Raw genomic sequence first — 21,653 nt, forward strand, 5'->3', positions numbered from 1 at the left:
TTATGAAAGCACTTTGTTTATATTTTCAAATTCATCAGCCATTACGTTTAAAAAGATATCGATTCTTCGATATTGGAAATGATCACTACTATTACGATGATTATACCAATGAGTCCATTATGAGAAAAATTGCAGATGAATGTTACTTGCCTGCCAATAAAATCATTTTGGAACTATTGAAGAAGTATAAGGGAAAGTTTAAAATATCTTACTCTATTACAGGAATTGCACTGGATCAGCTAGAGCAATATGCTCCTGAAGTAATTGATACATTTAAAGAGCTTGCAAAAACAGGAGATGTAGAGTTTTTAGCGGAAACTTATTCGCATTCATTGGCTTCATTAATTCATAAAGAGGAATTTATTTATCAGGTTACTGTTCATAGCGATAGAATAGAAGCACTTTTTGGAGTTCGTCCAACTGTATTTAGAAATACAGAAATGATTTATTCGGATGAAATTGGAGAGATGGTTTCCAAAATGGGATACCAAGGAATTTTAACAGAAGGAGCAAAACATATTTTGGGATGGAAAAGTCCAAATTATTTGTACTGTAATGCCATCAACCCTAAGTTGAAAATTTTAATGCGTAACTATAAACTCAGCGACGATATTTCATTTCGATTCTCCTCGAGAGGATGGAAAGAATGGCCTTTAACAACAACAAAATTAGTTGGTTGGCTAAATGAAATGGATGACAAAGAGGATTTGGTGAATATATTTATGGATTATGAAACCTTCGGGGAACATCAGAAAAAGGAATCCGGAATATTTGAATTTTTAACTTATCTCCCACAGGAGGTGATTTTGAAATCGAAATATAAATTTGCAACCCCATCGGAACTTACTTCCGAATTTCACCCTATTGCACAAGCACACGTACCAAATGTAATTTCGTGGGCAGATGAAGAGCGGGATTTGTCGGCATGGCTTGGTAATAAGCTTCAGGATGAGGCCTTTCGAAAACTATATGCACTGCGCGATGATGTTATAGCAGTGAATGATGAACGTATTAACGAGGATTGGAAATTCTTGCAAGCTAGTGATCATTTTTATTACATGTGTACCAAGTTTGCTTCGGATGGTGATGTGCACTCTTATTTTAATCCTTACAGCTCTCCTTACGATGCTTTTATTAATTATATGAATGTTTTAAGTGATTTTCAGATCCGCTTAAATGAAATTAAAGATAGCTTGACGGTTGATCCAAAAGAATTGCAAAATCAGATTTTGCAAAAGGATGAGTTAATTGCCAAATACGAGCGGGAACTTGATGAATTTAAGCATTGTTGAAAATTAAGGATTTAAAAATAGTTAATTAGTCGAAGTTTATTTATTAATTAAATGATTAATAAATAATATGTAATTTTGAACTAGTTAATATTTTAGCTATTTAAGCTAAAGAAATAAGTAACGAATTATAAGTATGGATAATAGCATAGTAACTCCAGATTTTATATTTGAAGTTAGTTGGGAAGTTTGTAATAAGGTAGGTGGAATTCATACAGTTATTTCGACTAAAGCCTTATCACTAAAGCCACTCTTTAACGATAGAATCATTTATATTGGACCGGATTTTAATAAGCCAGAACATCGTGAAAAAGAGTTTCAGGAAGATGACACATTATTTCCAGAGTGGAGAAAAAAGTTAAAAGCAGATGGTTTATCTGTTCGGGTTGGACGTTGGAAAATACCAGGAAAACCAATTGTTATTTTGATTGACTTTTCGAGTTTGCTGGCTCAAAAAGATACCGTATATAGTAAGTTGTGGGAGATTTATCGATTGGAATCTTTGTACGGACAGGATGATTACCACGAAGCTGCAATGTTTGGTTATGCAAGTGGTAAAATTATAGAGAGTTTTGTACAGTTTAACGAGTTATCCGATAAGAAAATAATTGCGCAGTTTCATGAGTGGATGACAGGTGCAGGATTATTGTATTTGAAAGATCAGGCGCCAGATATTGCAACAATTTTTACCACCCATGCAAGTATGTTAGGGCGAGTATTGGCAAGTAATTACGAAAATTTGTACGATAATCTGATTCATTTTAATGCCATCGAAAAGCCAAGACAATATAATGTAACGGCTAAATGTTCCATGGAAAAATGTGTTGCTTTGGCTGCGAACTGTTCCTCTACCGTAAGTGATATTACAGCAAGGGAATGTAAGCAGTTTCATGGTAGGAAAGTAGACGTTATCATGCCAAATGGTTTCGAAGATGACTTTGTGCCTAATTCGGAACAGCTTGAATTTACCAGACAAGAGTCGAAAAAAACTTTTAAAAAAGTAGCTGAGTCGCTTTTGGGATATGAGATGAAGGAAGATACTTTGTTTATTGGTACAGGTGGCCGATACGAATATAAAAACAAAGGTCTTGATGTTTTTTTAGAAGCTTTGGCGCAACTTAATGAAAATAAGTATTTAGACCGGGATATTGTAGCTTTCTTTTTAATTCCTGGCGATCAACGAGGACCTCGAAAAGATTTGCAGGAGAATTTAACGAATTATCCAGAGGAAAAATCATTGGTGAATCCTTTCTTAACTCATTATTTGGGAGATGTAGATCACGATGAGATTTTAAAAAAAATTAAGTCTTTAGGTTTTGATAATTCACAAAACGAGAGAGTTAAAATTGTATTTGCACCTACTTATCTTGACGGATCGGATGGCATATTTAATAAAACTTATTACGAACTATTAATGGGATTGGACTTGTCCGTTTTCCCTTCCTACTACGAACCTTGGGGATATACTCCAATGGAAAGTGTAGCCTTTAGTGTTCCAACCATTACAACTTCATTGTCAGGTTTTGGCCAATGGGTTCAGATGATTGGAGAAGCAGATAAAGGAGGAGTTGCCGTTGTAGAACGAAACGACTCCAATAGAAAAGAAGTTATTGGAAATATTGCTTCTCACATATTTAATTTTTCAACCAAATCAGAGGATAATGTAACCAGGTGTAGGGAAAATGCAAGTAGCATTGCCAAAAGAACATTATGGAAAAATTTTATAGGCAATTATTATAAGGCTTACGAATTAGCAATCAAAAATAATATGAAAAAAGATAATGAATCACCTGTTCAGGTTTCGGTGGAAAATCATTTGAATGTTTCCAAAAGCAATCAAATAAATTGGAGAAAATTAATTGTTGAAACCAACCTTCCAAAGGAGTTGCTTGGTTTGGAAGAATTGTCGAAAAATTTATGGTGGTGCTGGAATTATAAAGCTATAGATTTGTACGAATCGGTTGATCCGAAACTATGGCATGATTGTAAACACAATCCTATTTTATTGCTTAAGCAAGTGTCAAGTTTGCGAATGAAAGAGTTAGCTGATGATGCAACTTTCATGCAGAGCTATACTGCGGTTATTCAGGAATTTAGATCTTATATGGCAGAAAAACCAGCCGAAGGACAGCCTAAAATCGCTTATTTTAGCATGGAATATGGCTTAAATAATAATCTGAAAATATATTCTGGAGGTTTGGGAATATTAGCAGGTGATTATTTAAAGGAGGCCAGCGATTCTAATGTTGATATGGTTGCGGTTGGATTCATGTATCGATTTGGATATTTTACTCAACATTTATCATTAAATGGGGAGCAGTTGGTAGAGTTAGACGAACAAAAATTTTCTCAGTTACCAATTAGTAGGGTTAGAGATAAATCAGGATTTGCGAAAACCATAACTCTGCCTTTAGAGGATAGAACTGTTACTGCAAAAATATGGAAGGTGAAAGTGGGAAGAATTTCCTTATATCTTTTAGATACCGAAACATCCATGAATGACGAAAGAGATCGTTCTTTGACTCATCAATTATATGGTGGCGATTGGGATAATCGTATTAAGCAGGAAATTCTTTTGGGAATGGGAGGTATTAAAACCTTGGATGCCTTGAATATTAAACCCGATTTGTATCATTGTAACGAAGGACATGCGGCTTTAATTAATGTGGAGCGTTTAATTCATTTAATATCTGAAGGTTATCAGTTCGATGAGGCGATGGAAATTGTTAGAGCGTCCTCTCTTTTTACAACGCATACGCCGGTTCCAGCCGGGCATGATACCTTTTCTCCAGATATGATTAGGCATTACTTATCCTATGTTCCTGAAAAATTAAATTTAGGATGGGATCAATTTCTTGCTCTTGGTAGAGTAAATCCTTTGGATTATAACGAGAAATTTTCAATGAGTAATTTGGCAGCCAATACATCGGTTGCAATGAATGGAGTAAGTTGGCTGCATGGAAAAATTTCTCAGGAAATGTTTAACAATCTTTACGAGGGATATTTTCCGGAAGAGTTGCATATTGGTTATGTAACAAATGGAGTTCACTATCCTAGTTGGGTAGCAAAAGAGTGGCGTGTTTTGCACGAGCAGGAATTTAAAGATGGATTCCTAAATGATTTATCGAACAAAGAATATTGGAAAAAAATATACGATGTTCCAGATGAAAAGATTTGGGATATTAAAAACGTATTGCGTAAAAAATTGATTGATTTTGCGAAGAATCGTTTCCAAAAAAATTGGATTAAAAGATATGAGGATCCTCGCTCTTTAGTAGAGATTATCGATTCCATAGATGAGAATGCTCTTACTATTGGTTTTGCTCGACGATTTGCAACGTATAAGCGTGCGCACTTGTTGTTCAGCGATTTAGAGCGTTTATCCGAGCTTTTAAATAATCCTGAAAAACCAGTACAATTTATTTTTGCAGGAAAAGCACATCCTGCCGATAAAGCTGGTCAAGACTTAATTAAGCTAATTGTTAATATTTCTCGTCGTCCGGAATTTGAGGGAAAAATTTTATTCCTGGAAAATTACGATATGGAATTAGGACAACGATTGGTGAAAGGGGTTGATATTTGGATGAATACTCCAACACGACCACTGGAAGCTTCTGGAACCTCAGGTGAAAAAGCGGTGATGAATGGAGTACTTAATTTTAGTGTGCTCGATGGATGGTGGTTGGAAGGTTATCGCGAAGGAGCAGGATGGGCTCTTACCGAAGAGAGAACTTATGATAATCAAGAGTTTCAGGACGAATTAGATGCACAAACAATTTATTCAATCTTCGAAAACGAAATTATTCCTCTTTACTATAAGCGCGACGAAAATAATATTCCGGTTGAATGGGTACAGTACGTTAAAAAATGTATTGCTGAAATCGCTCCTGAATATACAACCAAGCGGATGATTGATGATTATAAAGATCGTTTTTATAGCAAAATGTATCAACGTGTTTTAAAGTTGAAAGAGAACGATTATCAAATTTCAAAAGATACCGCGAAATGGAAACAAAAAATTCTTGCTTCGTGGGGTAAAATTGAAGTAGTTTCTGTGGATGCTCCTAGTACACCAAAACATAAATACTTGTCAGGTGAAAACTATCACGTTGAAGTAGCATTGGATTTAAAAGAATTGATTGATGAGGATATTTGTGTGGAATTGGTAGTGAGAGCTGCAATGGATGCTCAAAAACCAGGTCCGATCCGAACTGAAAAATTAATTCTGGATCGAAAGTTAGATTCTTTAGCTTTCTATCGTTTGGATTTGGTGTTGAACGATCCTGGTATTTTCGATTTTGGATTAAGAATGTATGCTTTTAATAGCAATCTTCCACATCGACAGGATTTTAACTACGTAAAATGGATTTAAGATAATTTGTATTAAGAAAGGCTACTTCAATTTCGGAGTAGCCTTTTACTTTTAGTTTAAAGGAGGAATAACAAGAACTTGTCCGGGATAAATTAAATTTGCATCCTTTAACATGGGTTTGTTGGCCTCAAAAATAATATCATATTTATTCGATTTTCCGTAAACCTCTTTTGCTATTTTAGATAAATAATCACCCTTTTTAACCGTGTAGAATTGCTTTTCTGGCTCAGGTGGAGCAACAGAAGGAGGATTGGTAAGTGTAATTTGATCATTAACCAATGAAATACCGGCTACATTTCCAGCAACAACAATTATTTTATTCTTATTTTCGTAAGTGTCGATGCTTCCACTAAGCGTAACTTTTTCGTTATCCACCAATACTTGTATAGTACTGGTGTCAAAACCAAATTTTTTAATATGGCTCGAAATTAACTCTGCCTTCTCTATTTTCAGAGTTTCCTCCGATTTCCCGAAAATTTTTTCGCCTGCACTTTTTATAAATGAAATTAGTCCCATTCTCGATTATTTTTATTTAGTATTTACTGTTGTAAATAAAAGGACTAGTCCAGTAATTGAAAGGTTATTTTAACATTTACTCTGTATTCAGTAATGTTATTTTTATCTACGACGGCACTCATATCCTGTACGTAAACGGAACGGATTTCTTTCACTGTTTTAGCCGCCGTTTTTACAGCATTTTTTGTGGCATCTTCCCAACTGGTCTTTGATGAGGCCATTACTTCAAGCACTTTTAAAATGGTCATAATATTCAATTTAAGTGAATGTATAAAATAATTTAGCTAATCGATTTAATTAGATTCAGTTAGCTTTTTTGTAAGTATCCTTAATTTACTGAATTATTCGCGAACTAGTAAATTTATTTTAAGATCTAGTTATACAATTCACACCTAACAGGTATTTCGAATCAGATTATTTATGGCATACCATTTATTTCGTAATTCAATTAACTGGTAAATAAAAAAAAGCTCGATCCGGTTAGGAATCAAGCTTTTAGATTTTAAAAATACATTATTACTGTTGCGTTTAGCTTTAGTTCGAATTATAAGAACGAAGAAGATTAATTTCTCTTTGCTTTTTTTTCTCTTTTTTCTTCTTTTTTTTCTTTCGCAGTTTTCGCAGGTTCTTTTTTAACGTTTTTCTTCGCGTCTTGTGACTTAGCCATGATATTTTACTCTAAGTTAATATTTCATTTTTTACTGATAAAAATTCCATTTCTAAATTACAAAATAAATTAGAATACAATAGCACTCTCCTAATTCGTTTATAATAATTTTAGGACCCATAATTCCACCATTTCTTCGTGGCGCCAATTTTGGTTTCGTTTGGTGTTTTTTGAAGCGGAACGAACCTTTTTGTGTAAAAATAACTCCTTCACAAATCGGCCTCCTTCGACTAATTCCTTTTCAATCGGATGACTTTCCTTTTGATTCGTAATTTGTGCAAGGTTCGAAAATAGAATTACAACTCTACCATTTAATCGCGTGTGTTTTTTAGCTTCTTCGAAAAAGCGTGGAAATAAATCTTTTTCGTAGTAAATAGCATTATCTAATCCTTCCGATTTATTGGATGCTGGTAACCAAGGTGCATTAAATACAATTAAATCTGATTTAGCATTGTTTTGAGCAAATAAATCTCCAAACTGAAGTTCAATTTTTGAGTCTAATTTGCTTTCTTTTAAGCTTTTTGATAATCCAACAATCGCATTTGGATTATTGTCTGTTCCACAAATATGTTGAAATCCATGTTTCAATAATTGAAAACTTAATATTCCCGAACCAATTCCTATATCGGTTGCCGATTTTTTTTCTCCTTTATAACGATCCAACCATTTGTCGAATAATTTTAGGTGTTCGAATCGAGTTGGGAAGTAGGTGCCATAAAACGGATGTACGTTTCTGTCAATTACAGGAATAAAAATACCTTTATCGTACCATTGCCAAGAACTATTTAAGCCTTGAACTTGGGGAAATGGTAAAAGAAATTCTGTAAAATCGGGATATAATTTTTCTAACCAACCAATTTCTGGAGCTTTTCTAACAGCGAGTTTGTTATTGGTTATATGCAAAAGCAATTTATGCGAAAGCTTACGATAAGCAGTGCGCATTTCACGTTGTCCTCTAAACGATTGATCGGGATATTTTTCTTCAAGATGCTTTTTTAATTCATTTAGCACGGTAAGTCCGCTACTATAGTAGTCAACAATTAAAACCGAATAACCATCAATTAGTGCATCCACTGCATCCATTGGATCCATACGTTTTTTGTAGGGTACTACTTCAATATCTGCAACAATTGGTTCTGGTCGGTTTACAGATATTTTTTTACCTGATAGGTTGAGTTCTAATTCATTCTTTAACATTTCTGCTTTGTTTTTCTGCGTTTTGCAAAACCGAGGCAAATTCCTTAGGTTATGTTGATATCGCAATAAATTTTAAAAATTGTGTAAACGTAGTACAATTAATGATGATAATACGTTCCATTCCTGTAAATATTGATTCTATAGCCTGCAAATAGTTCTGTTTTTCTAATATTTAATCTCGAACAGAAGATATTGATAGGCTGGAATACTTAAATCGATGCCATTGGTTGCTATCTCGTCGCAAGTAATTTTAGTTTCAGTATTTGATTGCAAATTGGTAAAATGTAAGTCTACAGGACGAGGAATTTCCATTGTTTCGAGGGCATGCATTGGAATTTTCACTTGTAAATGTTGAGTGAAAGCATCAAAATTACAAATTATTAGAAGTTTTTGTGTTGCTGTGTGGCGCAAAAAGGCATAAACTTTATCCGAATTGAAAGTAGCGAAATCTGTATTTTGCCACATAATGTCGTAAAATTCGCCATTGGTAATGGCTGGTAGCTGTGCAAATTTTAGAATGTCTTGGTAAGCTTGTAGTAAGTTTTTTTGCGCATCGGATAATAATTTGCCATCAAATTGTCCATCATTCATCCATTTTTGATGTTCGGGTAAATTCCAGTAATCGAATATGCTTGATCGTCCATCAGCACCACTATACCCAGATATTTCCATTCCAGTTTCAGCAAATTCTTGTCCCGAATAAATCATAAATGGGCCTCGATGCAAGCAAAGCGAAAGCATTATCCCCGGAAGGGCTTTTATTGGGTCGGATGCAAAATAGGGAGAAGCAATCCGCTGTTCATCATGATTTTCAAGAAAACGAAGCATGTAAGCATCTAAATTATTTAAAGATTGCCAGCATTGCGAAATATCTCTTGCCGCTCTTTCGCCTCGAATTATTCCTTTTAGTGTGTCATACAAACCAACTTTATCGTACAAATAGTCGAATTTTCCATTTTTAATATAAGTATCGTATAAATAGGGGTTGTATACTTCGGCAATAAAAAGAATAGATGGAAATTCTGCTTTTATTTCGGTTATTACCCAGTGCCAAAATTCAACGGGCACCATTTCAGCCATATCGCAACGGAAACCATCAATTCCTTTTTTTGCCCAATAAAGTAAAACATCCTTCATTTTTAGCCAAGTATCTGGAATTGGTTGAAAATGTGTGTCGTGACCATTTTGGTAATCAACTCCATAATTCAGCTTCACGGTTTCGTACCAATCGTTTAGTTGTGGATGGGCGGTAAATAGATCATTACCAGTTGCCTTAGCGGGATATTCCTGGTAATCCATATCCGGAAAGCGATTTCTTATTTCATCAGATAAATGGAGGTGTTCGTGCGCTAAGTAGTAGAAATTATTAGTGGCAGAAAAAGCTTTACTACTATCATCATTTGCTCCAAAATCAGAAAATTCTTCTGGTTTTGCATCCGAATGATATTCTCTGGCTAAATGATTGGGAACAAAATCGATAATTACCTTCATGTCATTTTTGTGAGTTCGGGTAACGAGATTTTGAAATTCTTTCATTCTTTGGTTTACATCCAAAGCCAAATCCGGATTTACATCGTAGTAATCTTTAATTGCGTATGGAGAACCTGCTTTTCCTTTAATTACTAAAGGATTTCCATGCGAAATTCCTGCATCGGGATAGCCTTCTACAATTGCATGCTCAATAATTCCGGTGTACCAAATATGAGTAATCCCAAGTTTTTTTATTTCTTGCAGAGCTATGTTGCTGATATCGTTAAATTTACCAGTTCCATTTTCACTTCGGGAGCCATTAAAAACAGCTTTCGTATTTTTGTTTCCAAATAAACGAGGAAATAACTGATAGATGATTGGTTTTTTAGTGCTCATATTTAAAAGATGCTTTTTGATGGAATGTACTTGAATACTAGCGCAGTTCTACTTGGTAGATATAAGTATAACCGATGATTTTTAGACATTGGCGCTTCGGGTTTGGAATAGTAGAGAAGTTTGCTGTCCACACGATCAAAGCCTCCATAGGTACTGTCATCCGAATTAAGTATTAGCTGATATTTTCCCGCTTTCGTTGGAATTCCGTAAAAAGTAAACGATTCGTTTGGATTCAGATTGAAAACAAAAAGCAAATCTTTTCTTAGAACAGCTAAAACTTGATTGTTTTGATCTGCTTGAGCGCAATGAATATAAGCTTCGTTAATAAATTCCTCTTTATTTTGTAGGGCAATCATATCCCTATCGAACTCATTTAAATGTTCGAAACGTAATTTTGGATTGTCCACCAAACTCCACTGACGGCGTGCATGTTGGTAGGACCAATTGTTTCCTGCGCGTGGAAAATCAATCCATTCAGGATGTCCAAATTCATTTCCCATGAAATTCAAATAGCCATTCCCGGAACAGGATAGAGTGAGCAACCGAATTAGTTTGTGAAGAGCAATACCACGGTCAACTAGCAAGTTTTGACTCGACTTGTCCATGCTATCGTACATCGCTTTTTCTATTAATCGAAAAATAAGGGTTTGATCACCAACTAAAGCCTGATCGTGAGATTCTGCATAACTAATGGTTTTTTCTTCGGCACGTTTGTTTGATAATTCGTAGAAGATATTGCCTACGTTCCAGTTTTCATCAGGAGTTTCCTTAATCAGTTTAATCCAATAATCGGGAATTCCCATGGCCAATCTAAAATCAAAATCTAAGCCTCCATCTGTTAAAGGAGCAGCTAAACCAGGGTATCCGCTCATTTCTTCGGCTACACTAATTGCATTAGGATGGTACTCGTGAATTAGTTTGTTTGCTAGACTTAAATAGCAAATTGCATCTTCATCTTGTCCGCCATCAAAATACATCTCATAGCTTGTAAAATCTCTCGATAAACCATGATCGTAGTACAGCATACTTGTAACACCATCAAAACGATAGCCATCGAAATGATATTCTTCCAACCAATACTTAATATTCGATAAAAGAAGATGAAGTACCTCATTTTTACCGTAATCATAACAAAGAGAGTCCCATGCAACATGTTCTCTTCGCTTATCTGCATGAAAAAACTGATAGGGAGAACCATCAAATTTTCCAATGCCTTCCAATTCATTTTTTACGGCATGCGAGTGAACGATATCCATAATTACCATAATGCCTAAAGCATGTGCGGCATCAATTAATTGCTTTAGTTCTTCGGGAGTCCCAAACCTCGATGAAGCAGCAAATAAACTAGAAACATGATATCCGAAAGAGCCATAATATGGATGCTCTTGAATGGCCATAAGCTGAATTGTATTGTAACCAGCCTTATAAATTCGAGGCAATACTAATTCACGAAATTCCTTATAGCTGCCCACACCTTCTTTTTCGGTAGCCATTCCAATATGGGCTTCGTAAATAAGAGGAGAGGTGTATTTAACTCTTTTGGTATCCGATTTCCATTCGAATGGTTTTTCGTTTTGCCAAACTTGAGCCGAGTATATAAGTGTATTTGGATCCTGTACTACTCTGGTGCACCAAACGGGAATTCGTTCTCCCTGACCACCGGGCCAATGCAATAGTAATTTATATAAGTCGGCTTGTTTTAGAGAATTTATTGGCAGTTTTAACTCGAAATTCCCATTGTCGATTTTCTCAAATTGAAAGTTTTCATTTTCTTTCCAATTTGAAAATTCACCGATTAAATACATTTTAGTTGCATTTGGTGCCCATTCCCGAATTATCCAATGATCGATATTTCGATGGAGTCGATAGTAATGATGGCCATTTGCAAAGGTTGAAAGGTTGCTTTTTGTTAATTCTTTCTCTTTTAGAGATGTTTTCTGAAGCCTTTTTAAGATCACATTTTGATAATCATGCAACATGGGATCCGAATCAACTATTTTAAGATGTTTAATCATAAGCTATATAAGAGTACCAGGTTAGGAAGTAAGTTGTAGGTGCAACAAGTTTAAAGATACAATTTATCTGTTGTAATTATTTTAAAATTGAGGGAAGTTTTTCAGATTTTTTGAATGTTTATTAATTAAAAATTTTCATTTGATTCGTTAAGTAGAGACAGTAAAAATAAAAGAGGTAAAAGATGATAATAAGGAAGTATTGATAGACTTTTAATTTTCGTTAAATAGGTTGTTGGAGGTTCATGACGAAATGTAATTTGTGATTTGAAAATATTTTGGTGGTTTAAATCGTTTATAGAGAGGGGGTAATTGTTAACGTTTTTCATTTTTTAAGGAATCGGTTTTCATTTCGTTATTCTCAATCCATTTTCTTATCTTAATAGTCTTATTTTATATATGTATATAAGGGGAAGAAATAGAAGTCTATGAGATCAGAAAAATTCCAAAATGAAGTTGATTTAAAGTACAAATTGTACAACAGTATATTCCTAACCTTGCCATTAGATGGGATACATGGAACAGGAATATTAATTCCTATTTTAAAGGATGAATGCTCGAAAGGATTGGAGATAGGAAAATCACCTATTGAAATATTTAATCATTTTTTTGAGAAACAAACTTCTTTTCGAACAGAGAAGGAACAGTTCGATTTTATGTTTCGGGTAATTCATTTTATTGAAAGACAGGTAGTTCTGTTAGATGCAGTGGAGGATGCTGTTTTTGATAAAATGAATGATTTGAATGGAGCCGGAAGCTTAAAAGCATTAAAATCGAAGGTAAAGCAGACTGGCAAATGGGAATCGTTTAAGAGCGATTTAGAGAAGTTTGCTGTTCGTGTTGTATTAACTGCGCATCCTACACAGTTTTATCCGAGCACGGTTTTGGCAATTATTAATGATTTAATTCGGGCAATTCAAAAAAGCGATTTGCTTCAAATTAAGCTATTGCTAACACAGCTTGGAAAAACTCCGTTTTTAAAAAAAGAGCGACCAACACCTTACGATGAGGCAAAAAATTTAAGTTGGTATTTAGAGAATATTTTCTATCAATCGGCTTCTAATTTATATTCCGAATTAGTTAAAGGGGAAGGTATGTCGGAGGAAAAAGCAGGTCCGGTAATCTCGTTTGGTTTTTGGCCGGGAGGCGATCGCGACGGAAATCCTTATGTAAATACGGAAACAACATTAAAGGTTGCGGCAAGACTTCGATATATTTTGTTCTCGAACTACTATAAGGATTTAAGGGTTTTACGCAGGCGTTTAAGTTTTAAAGGCGTACAGGAGTTAATTGTAGATTTAGAAGAAAGAGTTCTTATTGCTTTGAATGATAGCGATTCTAGTGCTGGAATATCGGTGCTCGAGATTACGGATTATTTGAATAAAATAGAGAAGATTCTAGTAGAAGAACACGATGGCTTTTTCCTTGATTTATTGAAGAAGTTTCAGAATAAAGTGAAACTATTTGGCGCTCATTTTGCAAATATTGATATCCGCCAAGATAGTCGTATTATAGGGAAAGCTTTCCAGGTTTTGCGAGAATCTTCAACGGAAATAGACAGGCAAATTGGAAATGCTTCTACTGATAGTTTATTTAAAGTGAAAGGATTGCTTAGCTATTTTAAAACAGATGATGAGGTGAGTAGAGATACAATTAGTGTTTTTTCTACTATCAAAGAGATTCAGGAAAAAAATGGAGAAGCAGCTTGTAATCGTTTCATTATTAGTAATTGTCAGACATCGGTTGATGTAGCTCGAGTTTATGCAATGGCGAAACTCTGTGCGTGGGAGGAGGGGTTGCCACTCGATATTGTGCCTTTGTTCGAAACCATTGATGATTTGGCAAAGGCTGATGAAACAATGAGAGAGCTGTTTGAGAATGAAGTGTACTATCAGCATTTAGTTTCGAGAGGCAAGAAGCAAACTATAATGCTTGGTTTTTCGGATGGAACTAAAGATGGTGGTTATTTTTCGGCAAACTGGAGTATTTACAAAGCAAAGGAGAATATTACGCGATTGGCTCGTGAAAAAGGAATAGTGGTTGTCTTTTTTGATGGACGTGGAGGACCGCCAGCACGTGGAGGAGGAAATACACATAAATTTTACTCTTCATTGGGAAATAATATCGAAAACCAGGAAATACAAGTAACCATTCAAGGCCAAACGATTAGTTCGAAGTTTGGTACCAAAGCATCGGCAAAATATTATCAGGAATTACTGATTACTGCTGGTTTAGGAAATCGATTATTCGAGGATCAAAGCAAACAATTTTGTGCGGAAGATAGAGAAATTATGGAAGCGCTTTCGAAGTATAGTTTGGAGGAATATCAGCGTTTTAAGTCGTCGGATAAATTTGTACCGTATTTAGAAAAAATGAGTGCCTTAAAATATTACGGAGAGGCAAAAATTGGTAGTCGCCCGAGCAAGCGAAACGCTTCGGCAACATTAAATTTTGAGGATTTACGGGCAATACCTTTTGTAGGTGCATGGAGTCAGATGAAGCAAAATGTACCTGGTTTTTTTGGTGTGGGAGCCTCTATTAAAAGGCTGAAAGACGAAGGAAGAATGGAGGCTTGTAAGCATCTGTACCAGAATTCTTTGTTTTTTAGAACCTTAGTGGAAAATAGTATGCAGTCGATCAGTAAATCGCATTTTTCATTAACACAATACATGCAAAAGGATGAAGAGTTTGGTGAGTTTTGGAATTGGATCTATAGAGAATATCAATTAAGTATTGATATGTTATTGGAAGTTTCCGGACAAAAAGAAATCATGGAATTGTCACTGGAATTAAAAGATTCAATTCAATTAAGAGAAGAAATTGTATTGCCTTTAATATGTATTCAACAGTTTGCACTGATGAAAATTCGAGAAATGGACTTGTCTGGAAATATTGATCAAAATAAATATAACCTACTTCAAAGCTTGGTAATTCGTTCACTTTATGGTAATATTAACGCCAGTAGAAATTCAGCCTAAAAACAAGAGTAATAAAAATTACTCTTTACTAACAATTTTCTAAGTCAAATATCGTTTCCTTTTTAATTGAGAAACGAATAAAAACAAAAAGAATCCCAATGAAGTTGTACAAATCATTATTTTCAATCGCCCTTTTCATCTTGTTTAGCTCTGCAATACTTGCACAGACAACAGAAACTTCTACCGAAGTAAAACCCGAAGTGAAGAAACAAGAACCAGTAAAGAAGGAGGTTGCTACTCCTGCAGTTGAGAAACCTGTAGTAAGAAAGCCTGTTAAGGCTTTTCTTGATGAAGGAACAATTAAAGAGCAGTTTGACTATATGATGACAAAATCGAATCGATATGAAGATTATAAAGTGGTTAAAATTAACGCTTTAGAAAAATTCAACGAAAATATTACCGATTCGTTAAATGTAGCAAAAAAGAATTTGTTGGATTCAAAAGCGTTACTTTCGAATCAAAATGCCGAAATGACTTCTTTAAAAAAGGAATTGCAAACGGTAAAAGATAAATTGGAAAACACAGTGAATTTAAAAGATAGTATGAGCTTTTTGGGAATGCAACTTCCAAAATCGACTTACAATACAATTGTGTGGGTTCTAATTTTAGCATCCTTTGTAGTTGCTGGATTGTCTTACTTTTTATTTAAAAGGAGCCATGTTGTTACAGTCGAAACTAAAGAAACTTTGGAAGATGTGAGAGAAGAATTTGATACGCTTCGAAAAAATGCATTAATACGCGAGCAAAAATTAGCAAGAAAACTTCAAGATGAGGTGATAAAAAATAAGAATTTGGGTTTATAGAAACTAAATTCACAAAAACATAAAAGAGTTCTAATAGCAATATTGGGGCTCTTTTTATTTAGTTTTCTTTGATTTAAGGACGAGCTAATCGATTAAAGATATCGCAGAAAAGATTAGTAGCAGGAGTGAGGTTTGTTCATTATTCCATCTGTTTATTGTAAAATCAAAGCTTAAGTTAAGCAGGTAAAAATTACTTGTTGTGAATGTTTTATCTTATATTTGTGATAATTATATTACATCATTATGTTGCAACAACCAGATACTACCGTTTTTTCGAATTGTGAAACTTGTGCCGATAAGTCTTGTGCGGTTCAAATGCTTTCAGATACTGAATTGGCTTTGCTAAATGGAAGCTATCATGAAACGGTTTTTGAAAAGGGAGACATTATATTATCGGAAGGATCTTCTTCTGCCTACGTTATTTATTTGCGAAAAGGCCTAGTGAAGGAATATGGTAAAGGAGACCAAAATCAGGAGTATATTTTGCAGGTGATTAAGCCTCATTCTTATCTTGGCTTACATTCTATTTTTAGTGATGGAGGAAATCATTATTCGTATATGGCGCTAACAAGTGTTAAGGTTTGCTATATTGAGCTGAAGGCATTTTCTAGTTTCATTAAAGAAAATGGGCAATTTGGATATGAAATTTTGAATTCGGTATGTAGCGATAGTGTAAGGAATTACCATCGATTTGTGGATCAGCACCAAAAAAAGATTTTTGGTAAGGTTGCAGATGCACTTCTGTATTTTTCAAGTGTGATTTTTGAATCTTCTAATTTTACATTGCCACTTAGTAGAAAGGAAATTTCTTATATGATTGGAACCAGTCGCGAGAGTGTTTCTAAACAGATTTGTGGTTTCGAATCCGACAAAATTATAAAAGTAAATGGTCGGAATATTTCCATTTTAGATATGGATAAATTGAAGCAAATTAGTAGGGTAGGATAATTATCAGCCTGTCTAAAGCCTACATTTTAGTAAATAGTTGTTCTTCTTTTTCGTTCAGTAAAGATTAAAAATAGGAGGTTTTCCTTTTACAATAGTATCCTATTTATTTTTCTCGCAATGGTATTAGTTAGTTTTAAATTAATCTTCCAGTTTAAGGAGCTATTAAGTCTTCGGAAAAATTACTAATTTCAAGTCTTTAAAGCCCAACTAATCTTCTACTTCATGAAATTGTTCCTGAATATTAAGACTTTGTTTCCTCGTTTGCTTCTATCTTGTTTTTTATTATCCTGCTCCTCGTCCAATAAACCTACAAATACAATTAGTGTTTTTGCTGCTGCAAGTGTCTTGGATGTGATGACAGAAATTGCCGATGCGTTTAAAGCAGAAACAGGAATAAGTGTTCGTTTAAATTTTGCTTCCTCGGGGATATTGGCACGTCAAATAGAAAATGGGGCAAGTTTCGATTACTATATTTCGGCAAGTAAGGACTGGATGGATTATTTGGATTCTTTGCAATTGGTGGATCGACATTCGATTCAGAGTTTGGTAGAAAATAGAATGGTAGCAATTGTTCCAATTGAGAATACAGATTTGTACTTGGATTCGGTTTCGATTATTAATTTTCCCGATGTATTTAAAGGGAGAATTTCTATTGGCGATCCGGCACATGTGCCAGCGGGTAAATATGCGAGGCAGATTTTAATTACGAATAGATGGGAGAGTAGATTAGCTGATCGTTTATTGCCCGCAAAAAATGTACGAGATGCGCTTTTTATGGTGGAAATGGGAGAAGTGGAAATGGGGATGGTGTATTTGTCGGATGCAAAAAAATCGAAAAAGGTGAGAATAGTTTACGAATTTGCACTGACTGATTGTGAACCAATGCGATACTATGGTGCAAAACAGTTGAAGTCTAATGAAAAACTACAGGCTTTTAGTGTTTTTTTAAATCAGGGAAAGGTTAAGTCGATTTGGAAGAAAAATGGTTTTAAAGTAGACTAAATATGGAAGATTGGTACGTGTTTTCGGAAGCAGAGATGAGCGCAATAGGTCTTTCTTTTAAGGTGGCTTTATGGTGTGCTATATTGGTTTTGCCCATAGCAACTTTGATAGGCTGGTGGTTGGCTCGCAAAAATTTTCGGGGAAAAGCTTTTATCGAAGGATTTATAAATTTGCCCTTGGTGTTACCTCCTGTAGCAACAGGATTTATTTTGTTACTATTATTAGGAACTAAAGGCCTAATTGGGCATTGGTTGAACGAATTGTTTGGAATACGAATTGCATTTACCTACTATGCAGCTCTAATAGCTTCTATGATTGTTTCATTTCCATTGGCTGTGCGAGCTATTCGCCTTTCTATAGAAATGGTCGATCCGGGCTTTGAAGAAGCCGCGAAAACCTTGGGAGCAAGTACTTTTCAGAGTTTTATCCGCGTAAGCTTGCCATTAGCTTTACCAGGAATCATAAGTGGCTTTATTCTTTCCTTTGCCAGATCGTTGGGGGAATTTGGTGCTACTATAATTTTTGCTGGGAATATTTCGGGCGAAACGCAAACCATTCCTCTGGCTTTATTCAATCAGATTCAAATGCCGGGAATGGAAAGTTCTGCATTTCGATTGCTTTTAGTTGCGGTGCTTTTTTCTTTTCTGGCCATGGCCTTTTCCGAATACTTAGTGAAGAAATTACATCGGAGCAACTAGTTTAAGAATCTTGTTGTAAAAAATAGTTTTAATTGAATAATTAGTTGTTTATGCACGCTTTGTCAGCACATTTAAAACGGAGTAAAGGCGATTTTACTTTGGATATTAAAGTAGATTTTATTCAGGGAATTACTGGGGTTTTTGGACCATCGGGAGCAGGCAAAACAACTTTGATGCATTTGTTGGTTGGTTTGGAAAATCCCGACCAAGGATACGTTAAAATTGAAGAAACAATCCTGGTAGATACTTTTAAAAATATTTGTGAACCGACCCGAAATCGTAAGATTGGATATGTGTTTCAGGAAGGAAGATTGTTTCCGCACATGAGCGTTCGGAAAAATTTGCTTTTTGCCACAAAATACATCCCGAAAGGGCAGCAGGTAATCGAATTTGAAGAATTGGTAAACTTGCTGGAATTAAATAATTTGTTGGAAAAACGACCAAAACAGCTGTCGGGAGGAGAGAAGCAACGAGTGGCAATTGGGCGCGCTTTACTTAGCTCTCCAAAGCTTTTATTGATGGATGAACCATTCTCTTCTTTAGATGTAAAGCTGCGTCGGCAAATTATTCCCTACCTGATTAAAATTAACCGAAAATTCAATATCCCTATGCTGGTGGTTAGTCACGATTTGCCCGATTTGTTGAGTTTGACGAGGGAATTATTCTTGCTTAAAAAAGGACGAGTTGTTGGTCATGGTACCTACCTTGATTTACTAGAACAGGAAAATATGTTTGAATTAATGCGAGGTGGTGGTTTAATGAATGTAATTCCATTTAAAGTGGAGAAACATGATAAAAAGGATGGATTAACCATTTTATCGAACAAGAGTGCAAGCGAAACAATAAGTATGGAAAGGGAAATGGAGCTAGATTGTTGTCAAATAGGTGATTATGTGAATCTGTCTCTTCGTCCGGAGGATATTGCCTTAAGTTTGGAGAAAATTTTAAATATTTCCATTCGAAATCAGCTACCAGGAACAATAGTAAAAATAATTCAACAAGATAGTCGAAACTATTGCTTGGTAGATGTTGGTTTTAAATTATTGGTTTCGATTACACATGCTTCTCTACTGAAAATGGAGCTAGCAGAAAATAAAAAGGTGTGGTGCCTGTTTAAATCGATGGCTTTACAAACCAATTTCTAAGCTAAATAAGCATTTTACTGCTTACTGATATTTTCGACAAAGAGGCCGTAGCATTCCTTCTAATCCGTTTAATTTTATTTCGTACATCGAAGCTAGCATTTCGCCCAATTTTCCGGGAGGAAAACCTTTTTGTCGGTACCAAACTAAATAGGGTTCAGGAATATCTATTAAATAGCGTCCTTTGTATTTGCCATACGGCATTCGCATGCGAATTAATTTAATTAATTCTTCATTCATAAAATCCCCATCGATAGTTTCCATAGCTGTTCGCAGATTAATTTGCACAAAGATATTTTAGAAATTACGATAATCAGAAATTTAAGCACTTATTTTCTCTTGACATTCTGTTTAATTTTTCCTTAACTTTACGAGTAATCTTAAAATTAGTGGTAATGAATGCAATAGAAAATCAACATATAAATTCAAATATCGTATCGAAATGGCAGGCAAAAATAGATTTACTGGAGGATTTATTAAAAGTGTCGGCAATTTTGATCATGAAATTGCACCCTCACGAATTAGAAGTATTTGTTAGTTCGGCGAATGAGAATAATCCCTATTTAATAGGCGATAGAGGAGAGTTAAGTATTGGCTCGTACTGCGATTCGGTTGTAGCTAGTAAGGCAAAGATTGAAATTGAAGATGCTTACAACAATAACTATTGGAAAGAAAAAGTAGAACACAATGGTGGAATGAGTTGTTATTTAGGATCGCCAATATTTTATCCAAACGAAGATCTTTTTGGAACCCTTTGCGTTTTAAACGATACCAGTAGAATATTCGACGATTTGGATCATAAATTAGTAGATCATTTTCGAGAAAGTATCGAGGCAGATTTGCTTATTGACGAGCAGAATGAGATCATTCGAAATGCTTCGATTTACTAAGGATCGCCATACGTACCGTAAATTACTGTAAGAGTGATTTATTCGGCAAAGCCACCACCAATTAGTTTATTGCCTATATAAAATGCTACGGGTTGTCCGGGGGCAATGGCCCAAGCTGGATCTTCCAGTTTTACTTCCAATTCTGTTGTGTTGAGTAGTTGTAGGCAGCTAAATTTTTGTGGGTTTCGGCCCAGACCACGAACAATGGTACTGATATTTGGCAACTTGCTGTCTGCGATATCATTAAAATAGTAATCGGAAACCCTTAAATTCATTACATTTAAATCTTCTTTCTTTTCTAGAATAAGTGTATTGGTACCTGCATCAATACGACTTACCATCAAACCCGATTTCTCTTTTAGTTCTAGTCCTCTTTTCTGGCCCACGGTGTAATATGGGTATCCATCGTGCCAACCCAGATGCTTTCCTTTGGTATCGGTTACTTTACCACGACCAATTTTCTGATCTAAATCAGGAATCATTTCCTGTAAAAAGTCGCGGTAGTCCATACGATCCATAAAACAGATGCCCATACTTTCCTTCTTTTTTGCGACCTCTGCAAAGCCAAAATCTTTGGCAATTTCGCGCACTTCTGTTTTTGTATATATTCCCAATGGAGTAAGTGTTCTCGACAAAATATTTTGTCCTAAATTCCATAGAAAATACGATTGATCTTTTGCGGGATCTTTGCCTTTAAAGATGTAGAAGGTATTGGCCTCTTTCCGAATTTGAATGTAGTGACCAGTGGCAATAAATTCGCAGTTCAATTCATTGGCTTTTTCTAAAAGCAATTTCCATTTTAATTGTGGATTGCACTGTATGCACGGACTAGGAGTTCGTCCGGCTAAATATTCATCCAAAAAGAATTGAATGATGGTTTCGCGGAATTCTCTGCGAGCATCAATCACATGGTGTTCGATTCCTAACTGTTGTGCTAGTTTTTGCGCTTCAAGAATAAAATCGGGGATAGGATCGGAAGATTCAAAGGAATTGTTTGTCCCAAAAAACCAAAGTGAAACACCAATAACATGGTATCCCTGCTGTTGCAGTAGCATTGCTGTAACCGACGAATCGGTTCCTCCGCTCATTCCCAATACTACTTTGGTTTTTGTATCTTTCTCCTCCTTCATAAATTCCTCCAATTTGTAATGCGATGCAAAAATATCTCTTTCAAAGCGGATAACAAAATTAGTCTTGTCGGGGGAATCATAATGATTATCGAAAAAATAGGTAGATATCCTGCCTTTTTCCTATTTTTGAGGACACAAAAGTA

Annotated in this window: 16 protein-coding genes; 9 read left to right on the forward strand and 7 right to left on the reverse strand. The window is 35.2% G+C overall.

Going from position 1 to position 21,653, the window contains the following annotated elements; all coding sequences use genetic code 11:
- Nucleotides 1-2 precede the first annotated feature (2 nt).
- Together BZG02_RS16460 and glgP are read left to right on the forward strand one after the other, a co-directional pair.
- Complete coding sequence (locus BZG02_RS16460) at nucleotides 3-1,292, forward strand: glycoside hydrolase family 57 protein (RefSeq protein ID WP_101262751.1); 1,290 nt, start codon at nucleotides 3-5, stop codon at nucleotides 1,290-1,292.
- A 133-nt stretch (nucleotides 1,293-1,425) separates the two neighbouring features.
- Nucleotides 1,426-5,661 carry an alpha-glucan family phosphorylase gene (gene glgP, locus BZG02_RS16465; RefSeq protein ID WP_101262754.1) on the forward strand — a complete coding sequence of 1,412 codons (4,236 nt, stop codon included), beginning with the start codon at nucleotides 1,426-1,428 and terminating at the stop codon, nucleotides 5,659-5,661.
- A 51-nt stretch (nucleotides 5,662-5,712) separates the two neighbouring features.
- Here glgP and lysM read toward each other — a convergent pair whose 3' ends face one another.
- The 5 genes from lysM to BZG02_RS16495 form a co-directional block, all read right to left on the reverse strand.
- Entirely contained in the window at nucleotides 5,713-6,177 is a 465-nt protein-coding gene (lysM, locus tag BZG02_RS16470; RefSeq protein WP_101262756.1) for a peptidoglycan-binding protein LysM, read from the reverse strand.
- A 44-nt stretch (nucleotides 6,178-6,221) separates the two neighbouring features.
- Nucleotides 6,222-6,425, reverse strand: coding sequence for a dodecin family protein (locus BZG02_RS16475; RefSeq protein ID WP_101262758.1), 204 nt, complete (start codon nucleotides 6,423-6,425; stop codon nucleotides 6,222-6,224).
- 518 nt (nucleotides 6,426-6,943) lie between these two features.
- Nucleotides 6,944-8,041: a 50S ribosomal protein L11 methyltransferase gene (locus tag BZG02_RS16485; RefSeq protein WP_101262762.1), complete on the reverse strand. Its 1,098-nt coding sequence runs from the start codon at nucleotides 8,039-8,041 to the stop codon at nucleotides 6,944-6,946.
- Nucleotides 8,042-8,206: 165 nt separating this feature from the next.
- A complete protein-coding gene (locus tag BZG02_RS16490; protein WP_101262765.1) occupies nucleotides 8,207-9,907 on the reverse strand; it encodes an alpha-amylase family glycosyl hydrolase in 1,701 nt (566 codons plus the stop codon).
- A 2-nt stretch (nucleotides 9,908-9,909) separates the two neighbouring features.
- Nucleotides 9,910-11,922, reverse strand: coding sequence for an alpha amylase C-terminal domain-containing protein (locus BZG02_RS16495; protein WP_101262767.1), 2,013 nt, complete (start codon nucleotides 11,920-11,922; stop codon nucleotides 9,910-9,912).
- 425 nt (nucleotides 11,923-12,347) lie between these two features.
- Here BZG02_RS16495 and BZG02_RS16500 point away from each other — a divergent pair, with 425 nt between their 5' ends.
- From BZG02_RS16500 to modC, 6 genes are all read left to right on the forward strand, one after another.
- Nucleotides 12,348-14,897, forward strand: a complete 2,550-nt coding sequence (locus BZG02_RS16500; protein ID WP_101262769.1) for a phosphoenolpyruvate carboxylase — start codon at nucleotides 12,348-12,350, stop codon at nucleotides 14,895-14,897.
- 98 nt (nucleotides 14,898-14,995) lie between these two features.
- Entirely contained in the window at nucleotides 14,996-15,700 is a 705-nt protein-coding gene (locus BZG02_RS16505) for a hypothetical protein (protein WP_101262771.1), read from the forward strand.
- 243 nt (nucleotides 15,701-15,943) lie between these two features.
- Nucleotides 15,944-16,648: a Crp/Fnr family transcriptional regulator gene (locus tag BZG02_RS16510; protein WP_101262773.1), complete on the forward strand. Its 705-nt coding sequence runs from the start codon at nucleotides 15,944-15,946 to the stop codon at nucleotides 16,646-16,648.
- A gap of 222 nt (nucleotides 16,649-16,870) precedes the next feature.
- Nucleotides 16,871-17,650 carry a molybdate ABC transporter substrate-binding protein gene (gene modA / locus BZG02_RS16515; RefSeq protein ID WP_101262775.1) on the forward strand — a complete coding sequence of 260 codons (780 nt, stop codon included), beginning with the start codon at nucleotides 16,871-16,873 and terminating at the stop codon, nucleotides 17,648-17,650.
- 2 nt (nucleotides 17,651-17,652) lie between these two features.
- On the forward strand, nucleotides 17,653-18,348 hold the full coding sequence (gene modB, locus BZG02_RS16520; RefSeq protein WP_101262777.1) for a molybdate ABC transporter permease subunit: 696 nt from the start codon (nucleotides 17,653-17,655) through the stop codon (nucleotides 18,346-18,348).
- 50 nt (nucleotides 18,349-18,398) lie between these two features.
- Nucleotides 18,399-19,493, forward strand: a complete 1,095-nt coding sequence (gene modC / locus BZG02_RS16525) for a molybdenum ABC transporter ATP-binding protein (protein ID WP_101262779.1) — start codon at nucleotides 18,399-18,401, stop codon at nucleotides 19,491-19,493.
- A gap of 21 nt (nucleotides 19,494-19,514) precedes the next feature.
- Here modC and BZG02_RS16530 read toward each other — a convergent pair whose 3' ends face one another.
- Entirely contained in the window at nucleotides 19,515-19,754 is a 240-nt protein-coding gene (locus tag BZG02_RS16530; protein ID WP_218972277.1) for a DUF3820 family protein, read from the reverse strand.
- Nucleotides 19,755-19,885: 131 nt separating this feature from the next.
- Between BZG02_RS16530 and BZG02_RS16535 the strand changes: the two genes are divergently transcribed.
- Nucleotides 19,886-20,380, forward strand: coding sequence for a GAF domain-containing protein (locus BZG02_RS16535; protein ID WP_101262782.1), 495 nt, complete (start codon nucleotides 19,886-19,888; stop codon nucleotides 20,378-20,380).
- 38 nt (nucleotides 20,381-20,418) lie between these two features.
- Here the strand turns inward: BZG02_RS16535 and mnmA are convergent, their stop codons facing one another.
- Nucleotides 20,419-21,510 carry a tRNA 2-thiouridine(34) synthase MnmA gene (gene mnmA / locus BZG02_RS16540; RefSeq protein WP_101262784.1) on the reverse strand — a complete coding sequence of 364 codons (1,092 nt, stop codon included), beginning with the start codon at nucleotides 21,508-21,510 and terminating at the stop codon, nucleotides 20,419-20,421.
- Nucleotides 21,511-21,653 lie beyond the last annotated feature (143 nt).

Origin of the sequence: Labilibaculum filiforme (genome assembly GCF_002843315.1) — a bacterium.
Lineage (GTDB): Bacteria > Bacteroidota > Bacteroidia > Bacteroidales > Marinifilaceae > Labilibaculum > Labilibaculum filiforme.

Bases quoted from the DNA above. Each gene is read 5' to 3' on its own strand.
- BZG02_RS16460 (WP_101262751.1), top strand. From the start codon at position 3: ATGAAAGCACTTTGTTTATATTTTCAAATTCATCAGCCATTACGTTTA.
- lysM (WP_101262756.1), bottom strand. From the start codon at position 6,177: ATGGGACTAATTTCATTTATAAAAAGTGCAGGCGAAAAAATTTTCGGG.
- modC (WP_101262779.1), top strand. From the start codon at position 18,399: ATGCACGCTTTGTCAGCACATTTAAAACGGAGTAAAGGCGATTTTACT.
- BZG02_RS16505 (WP_101262771.1), top strand. From the start codon at position 14,996: ATGAAGTTGTACAAATCATTATTTTCAATCGCCCTTTTCATCTTGTTT.
- modB (WP_101262777.1), top strand. From the start codon at position 17,653: ATGGAAGATTGGTACGTGTTTTCGGAAGCAGAGATGAGCGCAATAGGT.
- BZG02_RS16510 (WP_101262773.1), top strand. From the start codon at position 15,944: ATGTTGCAACAACCAGATACTACCGTTTTTTCGAATTGTGAAACTTGT.
- BZG02_RS16530 (WP_218972277.1), bottom strand. From the start codon at position 19,754: ATGGAAACTATCGATGGGGATTTTATGAATGAAGAATTAATTAAATTA.
- BZG02_RS16535 (WP_101262782.1), top strand. From the start codon at position 19,886: ATGAATGCAATAGAAAATCAACATATAAATTCAAATATCGTATCGAAA.
- BZG02_RS16485 (WP_101262762.1), bottom strand. From the start codon at position 8,041: ATGTTAAAGAATGAATTAGAACTCAACCTATCAGGTAAAAAAATATCT.
- glgP (WP_101262754.1), top strand. From the start codon at position 1,426: ATGGATAATAGCATAGTAACTCCAGATTTTATATTTGAAGTTAGTTGG.
- modA (WP_101262775.1), top strand. From the start codon at position 16,871: ATGAAATTGTTCCTGAATATTAAGACTTTGTTTCCTCGTTTGCTTCTA.
- BZG02_RS16475 (WP_101262758.1), bottom strand. From the start codon at position 6,425: ATGACCATTTTAAAAGTGCTTGAAGTAATGGCCTCATCAAAGACCAGT.
- BZG02_RS16490 (WP_101262765.1), bottom strand. From the start codon at position 9,907: ATGAGCACTAAAAAACCAATCATCTATCAGTTATTTCCTCGTTTATTT.
- BZG02_RS16500 (WP_101262769.1), top strand. From the start codon at position 12,348: ATGAGATCAGAAAAATTCCAAAATGAAGTTGATTTAAAGTACAAATTG.
- mnmA (WP_101262784.1), bottom strand. From the start codon at position 21,510: ATGAAGGAGGAGAAAGATACAAAAACCAAAGTAGTATTGGGAATGAGC.
- BZG02_RS16495 (WP_101262767.1), bottom strand. From the start codon at position 11,922: ATGATTAAACATCTTAAAATAGTTGATTCGGATCCCATGTTGCATGAT.